A 20,981-nucleotide genomic window follows, 5' to 3' on the forward strand; every position below is an offset into this window, starting at 1 on the left:
GAGGGCGAACATGAAAAAGGAATGGGTGAAACCTGAGATCAAGTTTATCACGGATCCGGATATTATCCGGGGATGCCTCTATGAAGTGTATGGACAGGAACGGAAGACTGTATTGGCTGGGAAGAATATCCGGCATACGATGATCTTCCCTTTTCTCCGGATGCTGGCAAATAACACACAGGGAGATATCAGGGATCTGGAGACTCTGCATCAGCGGCTCTGGAAGATATATGAAAAAGAACCGGAAAAGCAGGTGTTTGTACAGCAGGGAGAGAAAATCCTGGAAGCTGTCAGGAAAGGAGAAGATGGTGGATGATTTCCTTTGAAAAGGCAAAAATGGGGAAACGGCTGATGAAACAATTCATTGCGGAAGGGGAACTGGAAAAAGCGGCGTTTATCGGGCTCATGTACCAGATGCCGGTCCGGATAGTGGATGCGGTAACGCTGCGGAAAAGCGACCTTGCCGGAACGATTGTATTAAAGACTGCCAGCAAATACGGAAGAATTTATACAAATCTGTATGGCAAACCTTATCGGATCATCAGGCAACTGCGGAGTCTTCTAAACTCCATCAACAGAGACTCGGATATGATCTTTACACGAAAACCGGAATATTATATGCGTGTATTCCGTAGATACCAGGAGAACTTTCATCTTCATGACTTCCGGAGGGAACGTTTGGCTAACGAGGAACTTTTTGAGAGTCGGAGATGGAGAAAACAGTCCAAACTAAGACGAAGGTTCTCTGTTGGGATAAAAGATGGCAAGAGAATTTACAGAAGGGTGAGACGACTCCCGTAATCATCCAGATTGGACAGTGGAAAAATCTGCTGTCCTTTTTGCGTTTTTATGGTGTGAAACGTATGGATTATATATAGGAAGTGTATCAGAACCGTGCCAATTCCTGAACGCAACATAATAGCAATTATGTTGTGTTAGAGGCATGATAGACAGAAGAACTCCTATCTGAACGCAACATAATTACACACATCTCACAGAGAAGTGAGCGCAACATAATCGCAGAGAGGAATGAGAATTGTGCCATTACTGGATGATTATAAAAAGTTCCTGAGAGAACGGGGCAAGTCAGAGAATACCATTAAGACCTATAGCGGTCATGTAAATGAATATTACCGGTGGTATAAAGATACCTTCGGGGAGGAGCTGACACTGCTTTACCATACCAACATTTTGGATTTTCGGTCATACCTGCAGAACATCAAGAAGTTGAAATTCAAAAGCATTGATACGAAACTTTCTTCTTTAACCAACTTTAACGAGTTCCTGGTGCAGATCGGAGTTCAAAAAGATCTGGTCATTACGGCAGAGGACCGGCTGAAATTCCAACAGGACATTGCAAGCCCGGCGGAAATAGAAAAGAAAGATGTGGAGGCGTTTCTCCAGAAGGTACTTGTTGATACTGGAAAGAGAAACTATGCGATTGCGGTGATCCTTGCATATGCCGGCTTGCGTGTCAGCGAGTGCATCAGTATTGGTCTAACAGATATTGATTTTCAGGCACGGGAACTGCTGGTGATTGGAAAAGGCAATAAGCAGCGGATCGTATTCATCAATGACAAGATCATCCATGCGGTCCGGGAGTATCTGAAGGTAAGAAACTCCCAGTCTGAGTACCTGTTTATCAGCAGGAATGGCGGAAAGCTCCACCGCAGCAGTGTGAACCGTTTTTTCAATCAGTGTTCGGACCGGATTACCCCGCACAAGCTCCGGCATTACTTCTGCTCTCATGCCCTGGAGATGGGATATACGATTGCGGAAGTCGCAAATCAGGCTGGCCATGCCAGTGAGCGGACAACGTTGATTTATACTAATACGAGCCGTGAAAAGATGAAGGAGAAATCGAACCTGCTGTAAGTAACTATAAGAATATAATTGTCCTTGTATAAACAGACAATAAGTTGATTATAATAAAAGTATGAGGTATAATAATGACAAAACTAGTAAAGGACGTGGAATGTATGGAGATGATAAGACGAAATTTGTATCTGGATAAGATACGTCCATTCATTGACCAGGATCTGATCAAGGTATTGATTGGCCTTAGAAGAAGTGGAAAGACAATCCTGCTTTCGCAGATCCGTGATGTTCTTTTAGAACGTGGAGTGCCAAAGGAAAATATCATAGAGATCAATTTTGAGTCCCGGCGTTTTAAAAAGCTGGAGGATGCAGATAACTTCTATCAGTACGTCACGGAACGGGCAGAGAAGGCGGATGGAAAAGTATATCTCTTTTTTGACGAAATCCAGCATGTGAAAGAGTGGCACTCAGTCATCCCTTCCTTCCGAATTGATTTTGACTGCGATATCTATGTGACAGGCTCCAACAGCAAATTGCTGTCCGGTGAACTGGCGACCAATATGGCAGGAAGATATGTTTCTTTTCATGTGTATCCTTTTGTGTTGTCCGAGATACAGGAGTTTTATGAGATCAATGAGCTTCCTTATACAAGGGAACAGCTTTTTGTGGATTACCTGAAATATGGCGGCCTGCCGATGCGCCTGGTGCTTCCGGATGAACATTCCGTTCGCACATATCTGGAGGATGTCTATGATTCTGTTGTGATGAAAGATATTCTCTCCAGGTATGCCATCCGGAATGAGAGCCTGCTTAGGAAACTTCTGGAATTTCTGCTGGACAATATCGGTAATCCGTTCTCCGCACGCTCGATCAGCCGTTCCTTGCTATCAGCCGGCCAATCGACCACCGTGGATACGGTGCTGAACTATATTGATAAGCTGCAGGCAGGTATGATCCTTTCCAAAGCGGAAAGATATGATATTAAGGGGAAAAACATCCTGGCATCCACAGAAAAGTATTATGCGGGGGACATCGGGCTTCGCAATGTGAGCAAAGCCAGCGAGCAGATCGACACAAGTAAGCTGTTGGAGAATGTGGTATATCTGGAAATGTTAAGCCGGGGCTATGACGTGAAAGTAGGCAAGCTGGATACCCAGGAAATTGACTTCGTATGTTACAAAGGACAGAAAAAACTCTATATCCAGGTGGCCTATGTATTGTCAGAGGACTGCATTGCAAGGGAATTTGGCAATCTGGAGAAGATCGATGACAATTATCCGAAATATGTGATCAGCAGTGACATTATAGATATGAGCAGGAATGGCATTGTCCATTATAATATCATTGACTTTCTGCTGGATGAGAAGGATATATAACTCAGTGATAATAAAGAGCCGTCCAAAGTGGGCGGCTCCAATTAATATCCCGTTTGTTTATACATATAATTAATCTTTGACTATTTTGTTTCATTATTTCAGAGGTATAGTCAAATAAAATGTGGCCCCGCCACCAGCCGTATCTTCAAATCCTATTTTGCCTCCAAGTATTCTTGAGAGTTCTTTCGCAATACTTAATCCCAGGCCAAAATGAGATTTATCTGTTCGTGATTTATCTGCACAGTAAAAACGGTTAAATATAAAAGGTTTGTCTTCTTCAGCCACTCCGCACCCATGATCAACAACATAAAAGGTCAATTCTTTAGAAGTCTGTTTTGTTCGTATCTCAATGGTGCTGTTTTCTGGTGAATAGTAGACTGCATTATCAAGATAGATACTTAAGATCTGGAACAGTCGTTCCCGGTCTGTATAGAGTACAGGGTAGCTTTCTTCACTAATATCAAGTTTTAAGAAGATGGATTTACGGATACATACTGGCTCAAACGCTTCATACAGTGTAATCAATAGTGTATCAATATTTACATCATTCTTCTGGATGGTCCATTTATCAGCATCAGAAGACGCAAGGAGAAGCATATCTCTTACGAGCTTAGACATTCTGCTACATTCTGAGTCAATCGTTTTCAAGCAGGTTTGTGCCTGGGGGTCTTGTATTTCTGTATTATGGACTGCTTCAACATTTGCCATGATAACAGCCAGCGGTGATTTTAATTCGTGTGAAGCAGCGGCAACAAAATTTTTCTGGCTCTGCAGGATCTGCTCAGTTGGCTCAAAGGCTTTTCGCAGGAGAAACCTGCTGATAAAGAGGATGCTGATCAGGGAAACGATCCAAATAGATAAATACTTTGGCGCTTCCCGTAACAGCAGGTCTACAATAGATGTCCGCTCATAGAATAAAGCTAATGTATAAACTGTTCCCGCTTTCGTGCTGACTGTAGCCGGGATAGCATAATAGTGGTCATAATCTGCTCCATCCATTTCTATAAATCCGCCCTGTTCCGTTACCGTCTGAAATTTCTGACTGTCCGCTGCGCTTTCCGTGGAAATGCTGTTACTTATTTTTTGGAAGAGATTGGCAAAGTCAGTACCGGTATCAGGAATACTTTGATATAGCACCTTTCCTTCAGAATCTTCTAAAATGCTGTAAACATTTGTCCCACTTTCATAGTTTGAGAGAACCGCTTGCGGGTTAGAAGTATCATCCTCCAACTGATAGATGATCAGGGAAGTCATACGTTGAATATAGGATATATCAGCAAGCTGTTGTGACTGATACATATTCCAGAGGGAAAAACACAGGATCAAAGTAATGATGACCATTAGGATTCCTGCTAAAAACAGATGTAGTCGGTTGGATAATTGTTTAAGCATGAGTGTTCTCCAATCTGTAGCCTGTAGCATATACTGTTTTAATGATACAGGAGCTTTTAAGCTCTTTCAGCCTTTTTCTTAGAAAGGAAATATAATTATCAATATTTCCTGGAGTAATATCCGAGTCAGTTCCCCAGACCTTTAAAACAAGCTGTTCTTTTGTAAAAAGGGTTTCCGGCTGTTTCATAAATGTATACAGAAGCTCCGCCTCTTTTCCTGTCAGGTCTAATTTTTGCTCATGGCAGGTCAATTCCCTTATTTCTCTGTCAAACTGCAGATCCCCGTAAGTTAATATTACATCGTCATGGATCTCTTTGGAGCGCCTGGTTAATGCCCTTATCCGGGCAAGTAACTCCCGGATATGAAACGGCTTAACCAGATAATCGTCCGCTCCGCCGTCCAGACCATCGATCCGGTCATCGAGGGCAGACATACCGGTAATAATAATAACCGGAATCTGTATGTCCTTTCTTCGCATCGCCTTGATTATTGTCAGTCCATCTATAATGGGGAGCATCCGGTCAACAAGGGCAAGGTCATAGCCATAATCTTTATTGAGTGCGTAAAGCATGGCTGTTTCCCCGTCATTACAGCAGTCTACGGTATGCCCGCTTTTGGACAATTCTTTCTGTATCAGATCGCATAGATCCAGGTCATCCTCCAGAAGCAATATTTTCATAATCCATTCATCCTTTTTTAGTTCATATCATCAGTATAACAAGTATAGCAAAGAAATCCTCTAAAAGTTCTCTAAAAACTGAGGTCGATTTCTTTATTTCTTAGATGAGTTTTACAGAAGTTTTTTTGTATGATAGGCCCATAAAACAGAAAGGAGCTATGTCAAATGAAACATATGAAATTAGTAATGGTAACTGGAGTCTTGATTTTTGCACTCTCACTGGCAGGCTGTGGAAATTCCAAAGGGGAACAGGCCGCAGATAGTGGGACATCTGTGAACAGTCAGAGTGAGAATCAAGCTGGTGACACAGGAGCATCGGACGATGGCGGCGAAAACTCAACAAATCTGGACAATTTGATAGAGACAGCTAGTTTAAGAGGCAGCGTAGCTGATTTTCAGGATGGAAGTTTTCAGGTCGTTCCCGATCAGGATGATGGGCAGATAGCAAAATCAGCGGCAGAGGGAATGGAAAGCGGCATGGAAAGCACTACGGTTTCTTATGGAGAAGATTGTACCTTCCAGATTGCCAACATCAACAGTTCCACCGGCGCAGTGGAATTAGAAGCGGCTACGGCTTCCGATGTAAAAAAATCTACGTCTGTTTATGTTTATGGAGAAACACAGGATGATGGGGAAATCCATGCTACAAAAGTGCTGATTACCCGGTTTAATTAACAGGAGGGATAGATCGATGCCTTTTTATAAGAGAGGCTTCCTTTATCTGATGCGGAAACGCGGAAAGTCGGTGCTGCTGCTGTTGATTTTCCTTTTTGTCAACAGCATGATCCTCAGTACAAACATGATTTTACACGCAACAGAAAGCACAGAGGCTGCCATGCAGGAAAAAGCAGGAGCAAAAGTGGTATGTGAAATTTCAGACACCGCCAATCCGATTACAGACAAAGAAGCCGAAATGATTAAAAATTTAGCGGAGGTAACGTCCATCAATCGAATGGGGCAGCAATCCGCATATTTAACAGATCTTGCGCCTGTGACCGCAAGCGCTTCCACAGAACCGGACAACTTGAAAGTCAGCCTGCTATCCTTTGATGATATGGATACAGACAGTCCCTTTGCGGATCAGTCTTATCGACTGACAGACGGTGAACTGGTCAAGCCGGAAACCAAATATGGCGCCGTCATTAATGCGGGATTTGCAGAATACAATGGTTTGCAGATTGGCGATACACTTTCTTTTGAAACAGAAAACGGAAAAGCTGTTACCGTGGAAGTGATTGGGGAATATCTTACTGGCAATGAAAGCCAGCAGGAAAACAATACACTTGCCGTCTATCGGATGGAAAATCAGATTTATATAGATAATACGGCATATTTAGAATTATTTGACGGCAGCGGATTTTATAAAGTATCGGCATATACCGGTCAGCCGGAGCTTTTAGATCCATTGGCAGAGAGCATACAGGGCATTTTGCAGGATAAAGCGGACATTACCACGTCGGATGCCCTGTATCAGCAGATGAAAGCTCCATTAACACAAATAACAAGGGTGGTATCACTGATGCGTTTGCTTACCTTTTTCGCCGGCACGGTGATTGTCTCCCTACTGCTTTGTATGTGGATGCGGAGCAGACAAAAGGAAATGGCTGTATTTATCAGCTTGGGCGAACAGAAAGCCACTATCTTTTTGCAGGCTCTTTTGGAAGCGGCAGCCGTGTTTCTCATTGCCCTGCTTTGCTCCTGCGGTCTAGGTTCGCTGGCTGCAGGAAGCCTTACAGAACTGTTGCTGTCTTCTGTGGAAACAGGCGTTTCTCTGCAGGTTTCCTTACAATTTACCGATATCGCATTGCTATTGGGGATTGGCAGCGGAGTGGTTGTAATTGCTGTATTGCTGTCTTTGCTGCCAGTAATCCGTGCAAATCCGAAAGATATTCTGTCACGAATGGAGGGATAATACGATGAACTTATTGCAACGGGCAATTCGTTCCTGTTTTAGAAAGCCGGTTAAAAGTCTGCTGCTTCTGCTTGTAGTTTGTATCATCAGTCTGCTTTTCCTGTCTGGTATGGCAAGCCGTTCTGCAAACATTGCTACGAAAGACAGTACACGGCAGGCCATCGGCGCAGGATTTTTACTGGAATATAATCCAGAGAGCAGAAGCCAACGATTGGAAGAAGCCAGTCAAAAAATATTAGAACGCAATCCGGACGGTCAGGGAAGTTATGGTGGAGTCCATTTGAAAAACGTGACTGTCATGGGTTCCGAAAACCTGATGGTAACGACGGATCATTCCTTTGAGTCATTAAAAGCTGATGATATTGAAAAGATTGCTGCTGTGGAGGGAATCGCCGACTATAATATAACCACGGTTCCTACTGCGGTAAAACAGGCAAATTTTGAACGGATTGAGGATGCCGATGCAGACCAGACCAATGATTTTCAGGGTGTAGCCTTGATTGGTAATCGGGATATGTCAATGGACGCCAATGTCCTCAGCGGCAATGTTACCATCCTGGAGGGACGGATGACGACAAAGGATGATACAAATGTTTGTGTCATTTCCGAAGAACTGGCAGAAAAAAACCAGCTAAAGGTCGGCGACCATCTGCAATTTCATTCAGTAAAAGCGGAGGAACCCGTGCAAGAGGCAACGATTGTAGGAATCTATCAGGTAAAAGAACAGATGAAACCTTATATGTCCGGTGATACTTACCGCTCTGAAAATGTTATTTTCACGGATTTACATTTTCCTGAGAAGGTGGAGCAGGATGATCCGCTGTATGAAAAGGCTTATTTTAAAGTGGCAAATGTGGATGATTACGATGCGGTAAAGGAGGCCATCAAGAAAACGGATATTAACTGGCAATGGTATGATTTGATCGACAACAACGGAAATCTTGACACAATGGCTTCCAACTTCAATGATTTGGAAAAAATCAGTAACACGCTGCTTCTGGTCGTGACCGGAGCAAGCTTTGTGATCCTGTTTTTGATTTTTATTTTCTGGATCAGGAACAGAACAAATGAGATTGGCATACTTCTGTCCATTGGAATTGCAAAGGGAAAAATATTTTTGCAGATTTTAACCGAAGCTGTTCTGATCGGCGTTTTGGCGCTTGCACTTTCGTTCCTGATTGCTCCGGCAGTTTCCAATGCCGCTGCTGATTATCTGGTGGGTCAGCAGGCACAACAGGCCGAATTGCAGGATGAAATGGATACGGGCAAAGTTGCCACCGATTATCAGGCGCCGGAACTTACCGTCACGGATGTAGAAACAGAGATTACCTCTACTATGCTGCTTGCAGATAGTCTTAGCGTAGGTGTCTTGATTGTTTTATCTACAGGTGCGGCAAGCGTCCTGATTTTCCGCAAGAACCCGAAAGATATTTTAAGCGAAATGAGTTAGGAGGAATGGAAATGATTTTAGAGGCGAAAAATGTCTTATATTCTTATAAATCGAAGCGGGATAAAATAATTCTAAAAAATGTATCTGCCACTTTTGAGGAAGCTACGTTCTATGCGATTGTCGGTTCCAGTGGTTCAGGAAAAACCACATTTCTTTCCCTTTTAGCGGGCTTGGATAACCCGGTATCAGGAACCATTCTTTATAATGGAGAGAATATTCGTAAAAAGGGGCTGAATTATCACCGGAGGCACGATATCTCTCTTGTTTTTCAGAACTACAACCTGATCGATTATTTGACAACGGAAGAAAATGTGAAGCTAGGTGGAAAGAAAGATGCAGAGAAGCTATTACAGGAAGTCAGTATTCCAAGGGAAGACTGGAAGCGGAATGTGCTGCAGCTTTCCGGTGGCCAGCAGCAGCGTGTGGCGATTGCCCGTGCTTTGGCAAGTGAAGCCAAGGTGCTCTTAGCGGATGAACCCACTGGAAATTTGGACGAGGATACGGCAGGGGAAATTATTGAATTGCTAAAGAAAACTGCACACGAATTGGGAAAAAGTGTAATTGTGGTAACTCATAGTAAACTACTTGCAGAAGAGGCAGATAAAATTTATGAAATAAAGAATGGCAAATTGTGTACAGAGTAAGGGCTGCAATCTATATGAACCCGTTAGAAAAAGTTATTTGATTGGAGATGGGAATATAGGATATATTTTACTCGCAGAATTTGATGATACAGAAAAGGCTATTTTAAATGAAATTATGGCTGTATTAAAAAGATATTCTGCTAAGTATAAATGTGAGGAAGAGAACATAAGAAAGATCGTTTTTCGTGGGCTTGTTATTTATCCAGATCAGCGGAGGATATTAGCAGCGGAGAATGAAGTATTTCTATCACATTATGAGTTTGATATCTTACTGCTTCTTGTAAATCATCCAGGCTGGGTATTTACCAAAGAACAGATCTATGAAGCAGTCTGGGATGACATCCCTGTAAGTGTGGATGCCAAGGTTGAGTGTATGATTTACAGCATCCGGAAGAAGTTTCGGGAGTATACTGACAGGCAATACATTCGGACTGTCTGGGGTGTAGGCTACAAATTCGATCCGGAAACATAGAAAGGAGCCGTCCGTGAGGGCGGCTCCAAGTCATTTGTTATTTGCTTTTCTTCTTCGGACACCATGCCGGAGAGGTCTTTAGCGGAACCTCATCGGACCAGGCCTTTCCATAATCCAGGAATTCTGGATCTTTCGACATTCTATGTTCCTGAAAATAATCAAAAATATAATGCTGATCCGGATGCTTACAGCGAAAAGATGCCCGGCTGTTACCGTAGGGACGAAAGGAATTGCAAAATTCACATTCACTGCACTTCATCTTTTCTTTCATATCGTTATCACCTCATAATTTTCTTTTTATTATTTGCATACATGAGAGCTTCCGCCACGCTGATCTGAAAGGTTTCTTCAAACCAGTGCCAGATTTCTTCCCGGTGTGTTCCAGCTGAAAATCCGTGCCAGGCTTGCTCAATACATTCTGTTTCCGGGTTCATAGGGATGTCTCCAAATTCCGTCCAGAGACGCCGGATGCTGTCCGGCAGGTACAGGATGGTAAGGGTAAAGCAAGACTCGGAAAACAGGGGCATAAGGATACGGCTGTAGACTGTCTCCCAGTCGCCACCTGCAAGCCCGCATCCCAGATAACCGGGAATGGCAACCTGCGACAATTCCCGCTGTGCTGCCAGGAACATCATGGCAGTCAGGCTCTGTCTCAGTGCTGCATAATCGGTATCTAATCCTCTGCCTGTGGGAATATTCTCGGCAAACAGATGCGCTACATACTGAGTGACGTCAGTATCCATCCGCAGCATCAAAGAGCAGGATCCTAAAAGTTCCTCTTTATTTTTCCTGCAAAGCTGCTGGTATGCTCGATACTGTTCTGCCGTCAAAATACGATGCCGGATCTGCCTGGCTACGCCTGCCCCCATAACACCCTGGCAGTTGACCTGGTGGGCGATAATGGCAGCATCAGAACGAAGCAGATCCCCTTTCCTTTCTTTGATCATAGATTTTCCTCCATTTGTTTTTAAAGATATTCATAGGTTACATTTTGGCTCTGGCACCATTCTTCCACCAGCTTCAGGTTTAGCGGGCTGTGTGCCGGGTGACGGGAGATCCAAACCGAAGGTTTAGGGCTGTGATACCATAAATCTTCCGGAGCCGGCCCTTGCGTATCCTCGAACAGAAGGACAGTAGGACGTTCTAGAAAATCTCGCTGCCGCCAAGGGGACTCTTCCTTCTCCTGGTGACGGAGCCGGTATCCGAGCTGGCATTGACTGTATTTGCAGCGTTGGAGCTGGACCTGGATACAGGGATGAATAGAAATTCCCCCGTTATCCATATAGGCCAGATAACCTGGCTTGGACCGATTGACCTGCTCAAAAGGGATATTGTCATGGTTCTGAACTGGCAGCATGGCGTTTTCCTTCTGAAATGCTATTTGAGAAAAACCAAATGTATCACAGAAATAGAAACGGCTTTCTCCCGGTGAGTGCTGTATTTCCAGAATGTCGGAGACTGACATGGAATGTCCGGTGAAACCGATCTTTTCCAGATAGCAGGCATCCGCTTCATCTTTGCGGTTGAATATCCGGTAGATTTCTTCCGGTGTGGCGACTTCCGTTTCTCCGCAGAATACGGATTCATAAATTTCTGCAGGCGATGATGGATACCCGGTTTTTTGAAAATAGGAAAGGGGCATAAACATCAGCCTGTCCTGATCCAATTCCGGGATGATCTGATAGATCGTTATTTTCATAAGGCATCGTCCTCCTTTGCAAAAGAAGGACCTCCCTGGTTGGAAGATCCTTCGTAATCATTATGGTTATTCGTTACACAATTCTTTTTCATAGTTCAGGAGCTGCTCCCAGGTCAGCCATTCCGGTTTCCCGTCAGCAGGAAGCTCCTTCCACAATTCTTTCATGCGGTTCATATGATGCTGGGGATCACTTTCGGATAAGATGGTAACGCTCCGGTTCCCGTAGCCGAGAAAATATTCGCAGTCACGCTGCATCCGGCTTAACATCATATACTGGAACTCATACGGGTTTCTTCGGAACGGTTCTGACTCAAAGGTATATTCCTGCTGGATGTGGGATACTGGCTCCCCATCCAGGTCGTTCCTCGTAGTAGAATATAAGTCCGGCTTTTCGGATTTCCCCAGGTTAAGGTCTTTCCAAAACCGTCCGTACTGATCCTCATAAGTTGGACAAGAAAAATCATCTATGCCGATGAATTTCAGCGTCAAGACCGTCTGTTTCTTTTCTTCCATAGTTCATTCACCTCGTTATGCAATCTCATTTTCCATTCCCATGCTCCATTTCAGCTTTTCACGCACGTCCATCAGGATAAGCCCTAACTGGTTTTCCCCGTGGCCGTTGACTTTGCCCCAGAAGTAATCGCCCCAGGTATTGCCTTCCTCAAGAACACTGTTTCCTGTGGCAAGCAGGGCATCCCGCAGCTTTGGGTTCTGCATGAATTTACACATACAGATTTCATACATCAGGGAAATCTTTACCTTATCCCAGTCCGGGCGTAGCGTGAGGTTCTTTCCACGCTTTTTGGCTTCTGCCGGATTGTGCAGGCGGAAAATAGAGAATTGCTGCTGCTCTTTTGCACAGCAGGTCTTCTGCGCCTGGAAAGCTGCTTCATTATTGGCGTAGGTCTGCCCCATGTAGGTAACAGGAGCCGGATAAAAATTACTGAGAAATGCGTATTTTCCTGTAAAAGAGGAGATGACATTCCTGTGAGTTTGTTTATGGATAGTTTCTTTTGGTTGATCATTGGATTTCATGCACATTCCTTTCCGCACAAAAAAAGGAACCGCCTATCCTATAGGTAGTTCCCTTCTTAAACAAAGTGCTTAAATCTTCAGTTTGTCTGTAATTCTTTTTGTTCCTGTTCTTCGTAGAACCGGTCTGCGATATAGCCCGCTGACTCCGCCCAAAGCGTATTCTCGGTATTCTGCAGAGCCTGATACGTCTTAGAATGGTAAAAGGCTCCGGCGGCATCTTGGAAAGAAAGATGGCTCCGTTCCTTGATGATGTCGATCACATCCCGGATCTGGATACACAGGTTCATCGTGATATCTTTGTTATTGAAAAAATATTTTCCTTCCATAGTTTACGAAACCTCCCTTCGGGATTCCAGCGTCAGGTGCTCCAGGGCAAGGGGCGTATGGAAAGACACCTGGTTGTTGACTTTATTATAGCGAAGCCTTTCCACTGCTTCCTCGGCTTTTAAAATACCTGACAGGTATAACTGCACAGTCTCCATTGTATTGTCATCTGCAACAGGCCCTACGACCACATCATAAGCGTGCTGGATGCCGCCTTTCGTGCGGTTTTCTTTGATAAACTCCAGCCACTCCCGATCCAGAGCAGCAAAGTGCTTGATCTTCAGGTCCTCTGTCTGGTGGAACAGGTAACGGTAAACATATCTGCCGCCTTTGTGGGAGCGCAGATAAAGACGTTTGGCCCATTCCTCCGCCTGGCTTTCCAAGACGGTACAGTAAAATCCCCGGCCAAAGTCACGGCGATTATGGGATTTTCCCAGGTCAATCTCATCAAATGCGATGTTGGAACCGTGGTAAAGTACCAGTTCCAGAGCATTTTCTTTGATGATTTCCTCCACATATTGAAAAGTCTCTTCCATATCTAACTGATGAAGCGTTTCGTGCTGTATCAGAATTTTTTCAAAAACCTGATGCTTACAGAAGAGATCAAAGACGTCCCCTTCAGACAGATGATGCTTTTGTGCGTAATACTCGACTGCTTGTACAGATAAGATTTCCACATCGGATTGAATACTCATACTCATCATTGCCTCCATTTGCCTCTATTATACCCAAAGGAAACGGGATGTTCAACGTAAAAAAACAAGCGTAAAAAAACAAGCGTATCTGCCCTTTCCATACTGCCAGACAGGTAATTTTTGGAGAAGCTGCTTGTCAGGCAGCTTCCCCAAGTGGATCATGTACAATCTTATGCAATCATTGCTAAAAACTCTGCTTCTGACAGGATCGTGACGCCAAGAGCCTGGGCTTTGGCCAGCTTACTGCCAGCTTTTTCCCCGCAGATCAGGTAGTCGGTCTTTTTGGATACCGAGCTGCCCGGCTTTGCGCCAAGCGCCAGGATCTGGTCGTTGATCTCTGAGCGGGTAAAGTTTTCCAGCTTTCCGGTTGCTACGATTGTCTTTCCTGCAAATACATTGTCTTTTGTCATAGTGGTTTCTTCCTTTCTTTCTTCAAATGTAAATTCTTTCTGTAACGTGTCCCACAGCGCCAGGTTTTCTTCATCCGCAAACCAGTCATGGATGTTCCGGTTCAGGGTGGCGCCAAAATCCTCTAACTGCGTGAAATCATAGCCATCCACAGCAGCCGCCCGGAAGGCATCCAGGCTGCCGGAGAATACGGTATCCAATACCCGGCTTTTTGTACGGCCTACCATGGGAATATCCATGCTGATCAGATAGCGGACAAAGGTGGTGCTGCGGCTGGCCTGGATTGCGTTCCAGAGCCGGTCAAAGGATTTCTCCCCGAACCCTTCCAGCCGGATGATTTCTTCCCGGTGCTGATCCAGATGGTAGATGTCATGGAAGGTCTGAAGGTATCCCAGATTCAGGAATTTCTCCAGGGTAGCCTCACTTAACCCTTCAATATTCATGGCTTTCCGGCATACGAAATGGACGAATTTTTTCAACTGTTGGCTTTCACAGGATGGATTGCTGCAGTGTACGGTTTCAATGATCCGTCCTTTTTCTCCTTTTTTTCGATGGAGTTCTGTTGGAGCGCCGCAGCACGGGCAGATAGCAGGGGCTGCATCCCGGTAATGTCCACGGTCCAGGTTCTCCTCTACATGGGGAATGATCATGTTCCGTTTGGATACCAGGATACGGCATCCCGGCACCAGCTCCAGTTCCCGGATAAAGGTGAGGTTATGAAGCGTGGCCCTGGATACGGAGCAGCCGTCAATCTCCACGGTGTCAAAGACTGCCACAGGTGCCAGTTCCCCAAAACGGGAAGGCGTCCATTCAATACTCCGAAGGATAGTCTCGTAGGTTTCATCCTCAAACTTATAGGCAAGTCCGTCCTTGTAGTGGTGACCGGTTCTTCCGCAACTTGCAGAATAAGCCAGGTCATCGAAGATCAGTACCATTCCGTCAATGGGAAGATCCAGTGTTTCTGCCTTCTCCTTCAGGTCCTGGATACGAAGCTCCAGATATTCCGGCGAAATCTGATCCGGATTGAGGGGAATATACGGGCAGGAACCAAAGCCCAGTTTTGATAACTGATACAGACGTTCCTCCCGGCTGTTGCTGTGTTCTCCCTTATCCAGTCCTTCCAGTACGTTGAAGGGAAGGAAGGTGACACAGCGGCCTTTACAGTTCTCCGGATCCAGGCTCCGCACAGATCCGGCAGCCAGGTTCCGGGCGTTTTTATAAGGTTCCCCGTTTCTGTCCCGGAGTGTGGTGTTCAGCCGTTCAAAATCCTTTCTGTGTATGAAGGCTTCCCCGGTGACAACCAGCCGCTCTTTATAAGAGATAGCGAGTGGCACATTCTCAAAGGCGGGAATGTTGTGGGTGATATCTTCCCCGATCTCGCCGTCTCCCCGTGTGGATGCCTCTGCCAGCCAGCCGTTTTCATAGGTGAGTTTTACCGTAAGGCCATCCAGCTTCAGCATAAGCAAAGCTGCGTGATTGCCACAAAAACGGCATAAATCTTCCACCTGCTTTGTCTTATCCAGAGACAGAAGCGGATGGGGATGCGGTACTTTCTCCAGTTCGCTGACCGGCGGGTAGCCTACGGTCTGGGTTGGGGAATTGGAGTAGATGATCCCTGTCTCCTTTTCCAGACTTTCCAGCTGCTCGTACATCCGGTCATACTCCGCATCGGAGATTTCCGGTGTGTTCAGGTTATAGTAGGCGTGCCGGTGTTTGTTAAGGTTGTCTACAAGCAATTTTACTTCTTTTACATGGTGCATGATTGGATGCTCCTTTCTTGGGATTCGCATAAATTATTAAGCGCATTTTAAGGTATGTAAATTACAGTCATAGTAGTATGGATGTGATGACAGAATGTCCGTATCCAACACGGTTGTCTGATTGACAGATGTAATTAACTCTGAAAGACCTCCTTCTTCTGGAGACAAATGTTTACGCAGAATCAGAAGCTCGTGGATACTACTGGGAATTACATAGAAATCCTCCTGTAATACTTCTGCTATTTTTTCCAACATATTGTCATACAGGATACAAGCTGCACCGTCTATACGGCTTTGATTCGTTAAGACCAGAAGGTCTTCCTCCGGCATTACAGATAATGGGGCGGTAAGATTTTCTGACATTTCGTTAAGCGTGGCGCATACCGACTGAAGTGAATAGGGAAACAGTCGGCAAGTGTTCTTATGGGCATACTTGTATAATTCGTTTTGCGGGATTCCCCAGAGATCCAAATGGGAATTATGAATGAGAAAACCAGCAGTCTGTTCATCCGTGTTCGCAATGCAGCAATAGAAAACGATTGCCAAATCAAGATACGGGATATAAGGAATATCGTCCAAAAGATCCTTGTTCATATCCAGATTGATTAATTTATAGATGATTTTTTCCTTCAGTTCCTCGAAATTAGTTAAGTCCTTCAGCTTAAAATCTCCAGTCTGCTTGGCGTTCCGATATAACTTATATATGGTTTTTGCTATCTCTTCAAAAGATGATCCATTACACAAGTCGCTATAGAAATCATCCAGATAGATAACCGGGGATGCTGAGAAACGCTCTCCATCGGAGGCGTCTTCAATGAGAAGACCTTGGCAGAGGGTTTGATTGTTCTTTCTTGCCGTGTATGTGCTGACAGTAACGTCAGCACCGAGGTTCTCCTCCAGATACGTTTTTACTTGCATTTCAAATTCTTTGTAAGTCATTTTGATTCTCCTTTCTGTTACTATGTCCATCCGGAGCATTGAAAAACAACCCTCCTTTCCCATGTTCAGGCATAAAAAAAGAGAATGACGCAAAATGTTCATTCTCTGACAGCGTGCAGTTCTCTGCAAAATAAAAAAAGCCAGAAGGTACTGCCTGATGGCAGAGTATCCCTCTGACTGATTACAAACCTAAACAGCGTGTGATAAATCCTTTCCGGATAGACACAAAATATATGGTACAAATTTAGTATAACACTAGATATAGTGGTGGTCAAATAAAAAATAGCTTTACACACCTATATATAGCATAACAAATAAGCAGCCCCCCTTTGTACGTCAGGTTTTGACAGAAAAATCCTCTTGACGAAAGAACGTATGTTCGCCATAATAAGAGAAAAAGGAGGCGAACATGAGTTTGGAAAGAAGAAACGTTATTTTTCATATTGATGTAAATTCCGCATTTCTGAGCTGGGAAGCTGTTTACCGCCTCCACCATTTAGGCGGGAAGGAGGATCTGCGGGAAAAGGTGTCTGCTGTTGGCGGTGATATGGCAATGAGGCACGGAATTATATTGGCGAAATCCATTCCGGCCAAAAAGTTCCATATAAAAACGGGAGAAACTATTCTGGAGGCGAAACAGAAATGTCCGGAGTTGATCCTGGTTCCGCCTAACTATGGGCTATATGAAAAGTGCTCCAAGGCATTTATGGATATCCTGCGCCGGTATTCTCCAGACGTAGAGCAATACTCGATAGACGAAGCCTTTGTGGATATGACAGGTACGGAAGGACTCTGGGGCGATCCGGTGACGGCAGCATACAGGATGAAAGATCAAATCCGGGATACGCTGGGATTTACCGTCAATATCGGGATCTCGGAGAACAAGCTGCTGGCCAAGATGGCATCAGATTTCCAGAAGCCAGACCGGGTGCATACGCTGTGGCATAATGAGATTGAAGATAAAATGTGGCCGCTTCCGGTGAGTGATTTGTTCTTTGTAGGCAGGGCGACTGCAAAAAAGCTGTTTAACCTGGGGATCCATACCATAGGGGAACTGGCCCATGCGGAGCCGCATCTGCTGAAAGTCCATCTGAAAAAGCACGGGGAGGTCATCTGGGCGTTTGCCAACGGGATGGATGTATCCGTGGTACAGTCGGAAGCCCCGGCCAATAAAGGATACGGGAACTCCACCACCATTGCCTTTGATGTAACGGATGCGTCCACTGCGAAGCTGGTGTTGTTGGCGTTGGCGGAGACGGTGGGAACCAGACTGCGGGCAGCAAAGGTGCGGGCGGAAGTGATTGCTGTGGGAATCAAATCTCATGACCTGCGTTATGCCAGCCACCAGATGACGCTGCGGAACACTACGAACATTACCATTGAGATCCATCGCTGTGCCTGCCAGCTTTTTGACCAATTATGGGACGGGACAGCCATCCGGCATCTGGGGATCCACACCAGCCGGGTAAAGGATGGGTTCAACATGCGCCAGTTGGATATGTTTGACACGACAGATTATGAAAAGCTGGAGAAAATGGACGCAACGGTGGACCGGATCCGTGGACGGTATGGGATTGACTCGGTAAAGCGGGCGGCATTTGTGGGAAGTCCGATTGACCACATGAGCGGGGGCATCTCAAGGGAAAAAAGGACTGTTGATTATAAGAAAGTCAGGGTAAACTAGAGGTGAAGAAGTATGAGTATGGGAATAGGTACAAATACACAAAATCCCGATGAGGGGGAGTTGAAAAGGGATTTAGAAAAGATTGCATGCGGTGTCTGGTTTACAAGCACCGGATCCGTCATGCCCAAATTGGTCAAGTACCAGGATGAGGAAGGTCTGCTTCATACGATCAGCCAGATCCATGTGCTGACACAGGAAAAGAAATATTACTGCGGCATCCCCATCCAGGAATACCGGTGCAGTACGGTTCTGGAAAATCAAGAGTATCTATTTCGGCTGTATTATTATCTTGAGGAAAATTGCTGGAAGATCAGCTGGGAAGGAATATAAGCCTGCAGGCGAAAGGAGAAAAAACCGATGTGTGGACGTTATTATGTGGATGATGAGACTGCCAGGGAAATTGAGAAGCTGGTGCGGGATCTGGATAGGAAACTGCAGATAGAGCGCACCGGGGATGTCTTCCCTTCGCAAAATGCTATGATCCTAAAGGGGGAGGGAAATCATCTGGCTGCAGAACAGATGAAATGGGGCTTTCCAGGGTTTGAGAAAGGAAAACTGCTAATCAATGCAAGGGCAGAAAGCGTCCTGGAGCGCAGAACCTTCCAGGACAGTGTGCAGCACAGGCGCTGCATCATTCCAGCACGAGGATTTTATGAATGGAATAAAAGCAAGGAGAAATTTTCATACGAGCGGAAGGACGCACCGGTTCTTTTCATGGCAGGATGCTATAACTGGTATGAGGATCAGGTAAGGTTCGTTATCCTGACAACGGAAGCCAATCCTTCCGTGGCGCCGGTCCATAACCGGATGCCGCTGATCTTGGAGCCGGAAGAACTGAAAGACTGGGTGCTGGATGACGGGGCGACAGAATATTTGCTGCATAAGACGCCAGTGCTGTTAGAGGCACACGCAGAGTATGAGCAGATGCGATTATTTTAAAAAGATATAAACAACATAAAGATTTAAGCCGTTCAAAAATGGACGGCTTTTGTTATATCCAAACCAATTTTAAGAAGACGGATACGGAGGGGATATATGGATACTACAATTTTATTGAATGGCTGAATAGTAGCTGTTATAATGTGAATATTCAAAAGACAGGGTATGCTATTGTAAAGGTGACAGGCCAGGTCGGTCATGCAAGCGAGCAGGATACGGCTAAAAGACAGGAGGAATAAATGAACATGAGCTATAAACCCCTCTGGCATACGCTGATTGAGCGCAACATCAGGAAAGAGGACTTGCGTGCCGCCGATCTATCACGAATTTGATTGCCAACATGAGTAAAGCAAGAATATCAGCATGGAAACGCTGGTTCGTATCTGCGAAGCCCTGAATTGTGGCATTTTGGATGTGATTGAGTTGGAGCAGGATGAAACCAACGAAAGCAATCAATATTAAAAAACTTTTAAGACTTATGATAGCAGAAATTTAAGGCGTACTGCTATAATATTAAGAAGGACATCATTTTTTTTGAGGGGGATACAGCGTATGAAAAACTTTTTGAAGATTTTCGTTTTCCTTGAGATATTGCTATTCGCATACATTTTCAATAGCTCAATCTACAATATATATGAAAAAAACAATATTGCCACTGGCAATTTAAGTGGTTATATGCTTGAAGAACCATCTCCGGAAATACTCAATCAACTTTACAATACATTCATTGAGAATTATCCAAACAACAAGTTAGAAATCATAAACAATACACTTACTACGACAGATAAATCTGTTTATGATTTATATTGTTATCCCATTGATGAATTTTCACAAAAGCTACCCATATCCAGCACAATCGAATTGCAGTTTTACGAACTTACAAAAGAGGATTTTTTGGATAGTGTCGGTATCTTTTACACAGATTTATCTGATGAAGAAATAAGTCAGCTCGCAACACAACTATCTACACAAATAATTGAATATGAAGATGAATCTATTCCATATAGTATGATATTAGAGTTAAATCTTTTTAATTTTCTCATTTTATTCATTGTCATTCTGATAATATACGGTATTTATACATCTTATAGTTTAAAAAGAATCGGCATCAAAAAGAGTATGGGTTTTTCCACCTTGCGTATATTGAAAGAACAGATCATCAGCATAGTAAGGTATTACTCTATTGTGTGTTTTGCCTTGTTGGCTGTATTGAATTTGTATTACGCTTTTACAAACCGCTTTGATTTTTCCTACTTGATTATGAGCATATTCTTCTTTGGAATTATCTTAGTTGTAAATGTGTTTTGTTTGCTTCTTACGAGCGTTTTAATAAAATTTGTTCGTTTGGAAGCAATGATAAAAAATAGAACATTAAACAAAAGTACCAATGTGATTGTCCAGTTTATAAAAGTTGTGTTTTCTGTTGTAATTGCTACTACTATCATCTCTTTGCTTGAACAAAGCGGGGAATTTACGAAAAGTCAACAGGCGGTTTTAGATTACAAATATCTTGATGGATATTATACGGCCAATGGGTTTAATTCAGCAGAACATGATTATGCGTTAGAAAATCCAGAACGATTTGAAGAATATTCTAATTCGATGTTTGGAGTTGTCAATATTTGTGCAGTCTTTAAACCCACAAAATTAAGCAGCTTCTGCTAACGGTTGTTCCAGACGTCTCCTGTAAGCTGCTGGCGGGAGGCCATCCGGATTTGAAGTGTATATCCTTATCCGGTTGTAGTAGATAAAGAC

General features: G+C 44.2%; 24 protein-coding genes and 1 pseudogene. 14 read left to right on the forward strand and 11 right to left on the reverse strand.

Annotation, left to right across the window (positions count from 1 at the left end):
• Window positions 1–10: 10 nt before the first annotated feature.
• The 4 genes from JMF81_RS04375 (at window position 11) to JMF81_RS04390 (ending at window position 3,194) form a co-directional block, all read left to right on the forward strand.
• Complete coding sequence (locus JMF81_RS04375) at window positions 11–316, forward strand: hypothetical protein (protein WP_201310232.1); 306 nt, start codon at window positions 11–13, stop codon at window positions 314–316.
• A complete protein-coding gene (locus JMF81_RS04380) occupies window positions 313–801 on the forward strand; it encodes a hypothetical protein (protein ID WP_201310233.1) in 489 nt (162 codons plus the stop codon). Before JMF81_RS04375 ends, JMF81_RS04380 begins: the two co-directional genes overlap by 4 nt.
• 237 nt (window positions 802–1,038) lie before the next feature.
• Complete coding sequence (locus JMF81_RS04385) at window positions 1,039–1,875, forward strand: tyrosine-type recombinase/integrase (protein ID WP_330611462.1); 837 nt, start codon at window positions 1,039–1,041, stop codon at window positions 1,873–1,875.
• A 74-nt stretch (window positions 1,876–1,949) separates the two neighbouring features.
• Entirely contained in the window at window positions 1,950–3,194 is a 1,245-nt protein-coding gene (locus tag JMF81_RS04390) for an ATP-binding protein (protein ID WP_201310235.1), read from the forward strand.
• 93 nt (window positions 3,195–3,287) lie between these two features.
• Here the strand turns inward: JMF81_RS04390 and JMF81_RS04395 are convergent, their stop codons facing one another.
• Together JMF81_RS04395 and JMF81_RS04400 are read right to left on the reverse strand one after the other, a co-directional pair.
• Window positions 3,288–4,586, reverse strand: coding sequence for a sensor histidine kinase (locus JMF81_RS04395; protein WP_201310236.1), 1,299 nt, complete (start codon window positions 4,584–4,586; stop codon window positions 3,288–3,290).
• On the reverse strand, window positions 4,579–5,268 hold the full coding sequence (locus JMF81_RS04400) for a response regulator transcription factor (protein ID WP_087282385.1): 690 nt from the start codon (window positions 5,266–5,268) through the stop codon (window positions 4,579–4,581). Before JMF81_RS04400 ends, JMF81_RS04395 begins: the two co-directional genes overlap by 8 nt.
• A 162-nt stretch (window positions 5,269–5,430) precedes the next feature.
• On the opposite strand from JMF81_RS04400, the gene JMF81_RS04405 reads away from it, so the two are divergent.
• Genes JMF81_RS04405 through JMF81_RS04425 form a run of 5 tightly spaced genes read left to right on the forward strand, consistent with a single transcriptional unit; the run spans window position 5,431 to window position 9,743 of the window.
• Complete coding sequence (locus JMF81_RS04405; RefSeq protein WP_201310238.1) at window positions 5,431–5,940, forward strand: hypothetical protein; 510 nt, start codon at window positions 5,431–5,433, stop codon at window positions 5,938–5,940.
• Between the two features lie 16 nt (window positions 5,941–5,956).
• Window positions 5,957–7,177, forward strand: a complete 1,221-nt coding sequence (locus tag JMF81_RS04410) for an ABC transporter permease (protein ID WP_087282381.1) — start codon at window positions 5,957–5,959, stop codon at window positions 7,175–7,177.
• A 4-nt stretch (window positions 7,178–7,181) separates the two neighbouring features.
• Window positions 7,182–8,627: an ABC transporter permease gene (locus tag JMF81_RS04415; protein ID WP_201310239.1), complete on the forward strand. Its 1,446-nt coding sequence runs from the start codon at window positions 7,182–7,184 to the stop codon at window positions 8,625–8,627.
• Window positions 8,628–8,638: 11 nt separating this feature from the next.
• Window positions 8,639–9,271 carry an ABC transporter ATP-binding protein gene (locus JMF81_RS04420; RefSeq protein ID WP_201310240.1) on the forward strand — a complete coding sequence of 211 codons (633 nt, stop codon included), beginning with the start codon at window positions 8,639–8,641 and terminating at the stop codon, window positions 9,269–9,271.
• Window positions 9,249–9,743, forward strand: a complete 495-nt coding sequence (locus tag JMF81_RS04425; RefSeq protein WP_087282377.1) for a winged helix-turn-helix domain-containing protein — start codon at window positions 9,249–9,251, stop codon at window positions 9,741–9,743. Before JMF81_RS04420 ends, JMF81_RS04425 begins: the two co-directional genes overlap by 23 nt.
• Before the next feature lie 37 nt (window positions 9,744–9,780).
• Here JMF81_RS04425 and JMF81_RS04430 read toward each other — a convergent pair whose 3' ends face one another.
• From JMF81_RS04430 to JMF81_RS04470, 9 genes are all read right to left on the reverse strand, one after another.
• Window positions 9,781–10,014: a hypothetical protein gene (locus JMF81_RS04430; protein ID WP_201310241.1), complete on the reverse strand. Its 234-nt coding sequence runs from the start codon at window positions 10,012–10,014 to the stop codon at window positions 9,781–9,783.
• A gap of 7 nt (window positions 10,015–10,021) precedes the next feature.
• Entirely contained in the window at window positions 10,022–10,690 is a 669-nt protein-coding gene (locus JMF81_RS04435) for a macro domain-containing protein (protein ID WP_201310242.1), read from the reverse strand.
• 20 nt (window positions 10,691–10,710) lie between these two features.
• Complete coding sequence (locus JMF81_RS04440) at window positions 10,711–11,442, reverse strand: YodL domain-containing protein (protein ID WP_201310243.1); 732 nt, start codon at window positions 11,440–11,442, stop codon at window positions 10,711–10,713.
• A 66-nt stretch (window positions 11,443–11,508) separates the two neighbouring features.
• Complete coding sequence (locus JMF81_RS04445) at window positions 11,509–11,955, reverse strand: LPD11 domain-containing protein (protein WP_201310244.1); 447 nt, start codon at window positions 11,953–11,955, stop codon at window positions 11,509–11,511.
• Between the two features lie 15 nt (window positions 11,956–11,970).
• Window positions 11,971–12,495: an NADAR family protein gene (locus tag JMF81_RS04450; protein WP_243282536.1), complete on the reverse strand. Its 525-nt coding sequence runs from the start codon at window positions 12,493–12,495 to the stop codon at window positions 11,971–11,973.
• Between the two features lie 59 nt (window positions 12,496–12,554).
• A complete protein-coding gene (locus JMF81_RS04455) occupies window positions 12,555–12,803 on the reverse strand; it encodes a hypothetical protein (RefSeq protein WP_054353166.1) in 249 nt (82 codons plus the stop codon).
• A 3-nt stretch (window positions 12,804–12,806) separates the two neighbouring features.
• Window positions 12,807–13,496, reverse strand: coding sequence for a DUF3990 domain-containing protein (locus tag JMF81_RS04460; RefSeq protein ID WP_201310245.1), 690 nt, complete (start codon window positions 13,494–13,496; stop codon window positions 12,807–12,809).
• 170 nt (window positions 13,497–13,666) lie between these two features.
• Complete coding sequence (gene ligA / locus JMF81_RS04465) at window positions 13,667–15,664, reverse strand: NAD-dependent DNA ligase LigA (protein WP_201310246.1); 1,998 nt, start codon at window positions 15,662–15,664, stop codon at window positions 13,667–13,669.
• Between the two features lie 36 nt (window positions 15,665–15,700).
• Window positions 15,701–16,603, reverse strand: a complete 903-nt coding sequence (locus JMF81_RS04470; RefSeq protein ID WP_201310247.1) for a DUF5688 family protein — start codon at window positions 16,601–16,603, stop codon at window positions 15,701–15,703.
• Between the two features lie 409 nt (window positions 16,604–17,012).
• Here JMF81_RS04470 and JMF81_RS04475 point away from each other — a divergent pair, with 409 nt between their 5' ends.
• From JMF81_RS04475 to JMF81_RS04495, 5 genes and pseudogenes are all read left to right on the forward strand, one after another.
• Window positions 17,013–18,287, forward strand: a complete 1,275-nt coding sequence (locus JMF81_RS04475; protein WP_201310248.1) for a DNA polymerase Y family protein — start codon at window positions 17,013–17,015, stop codon at window positions 18,285–18,287.
• A gap of 12 nt (window positions 18,288–18,299) precedes the next feature.
• The gene (locus JMF81_RS04480) at window positions 18,300–18,617 is read left to right on the forward strand and encodes a hypothetical protein (protein ID WP_201310249.1); all 318 of its coding nucleotides are present in this window, start codon (window positions 18,300–18,302) and stop codon (window positions 18,615–18,617) included.
• A gap of 27 nt (window positions 18,618–18,644) precedes the next feature.
• Window positions 18,645–19,226: an SOS response-associated peptidase gene (locus tag JMF81_RS04485; RefSeq protein WP_201310250.1), complete on the forward strand. Its 582-nt coding sequence runs from the start codon at window positions 18,645–18,647 to the stop codon at window positions 19,224–19,226.
• 239 nt (window positions 19,227–19,465) lie between these two features.
• A pseudogene (locus JMF81_RS04490) lies at window positions 19,466–19,688 on the forward strand (helix-turn-helix domain-containing protein).
• 90 nt (window positions 19,689–19,778) lie between these two features.
• Window positions 19,779–20,891, forward strand: a complete 1,113-nt coding sequence (locus tag JMF81_RS04495) for a hypothetical protein (RefSeq protein ID WP_201310251.1) — start codon at window positions 19,779–19,781, stop codon at window positions 20,889–20,891.
• The last annotated feature ends 90 nt before the right edge of the window (window positions 20,892–20,981 follow it).

It is taken from the genome of Anaerostipes butyraticus (genome assembly GCF_016586355.1).
Lineage (GTDB): Bacteria > Bacillota > Clostridia > Lachnospirales > Lachnospiraceae > Anaerostipes > Anaerostipes butyraticus.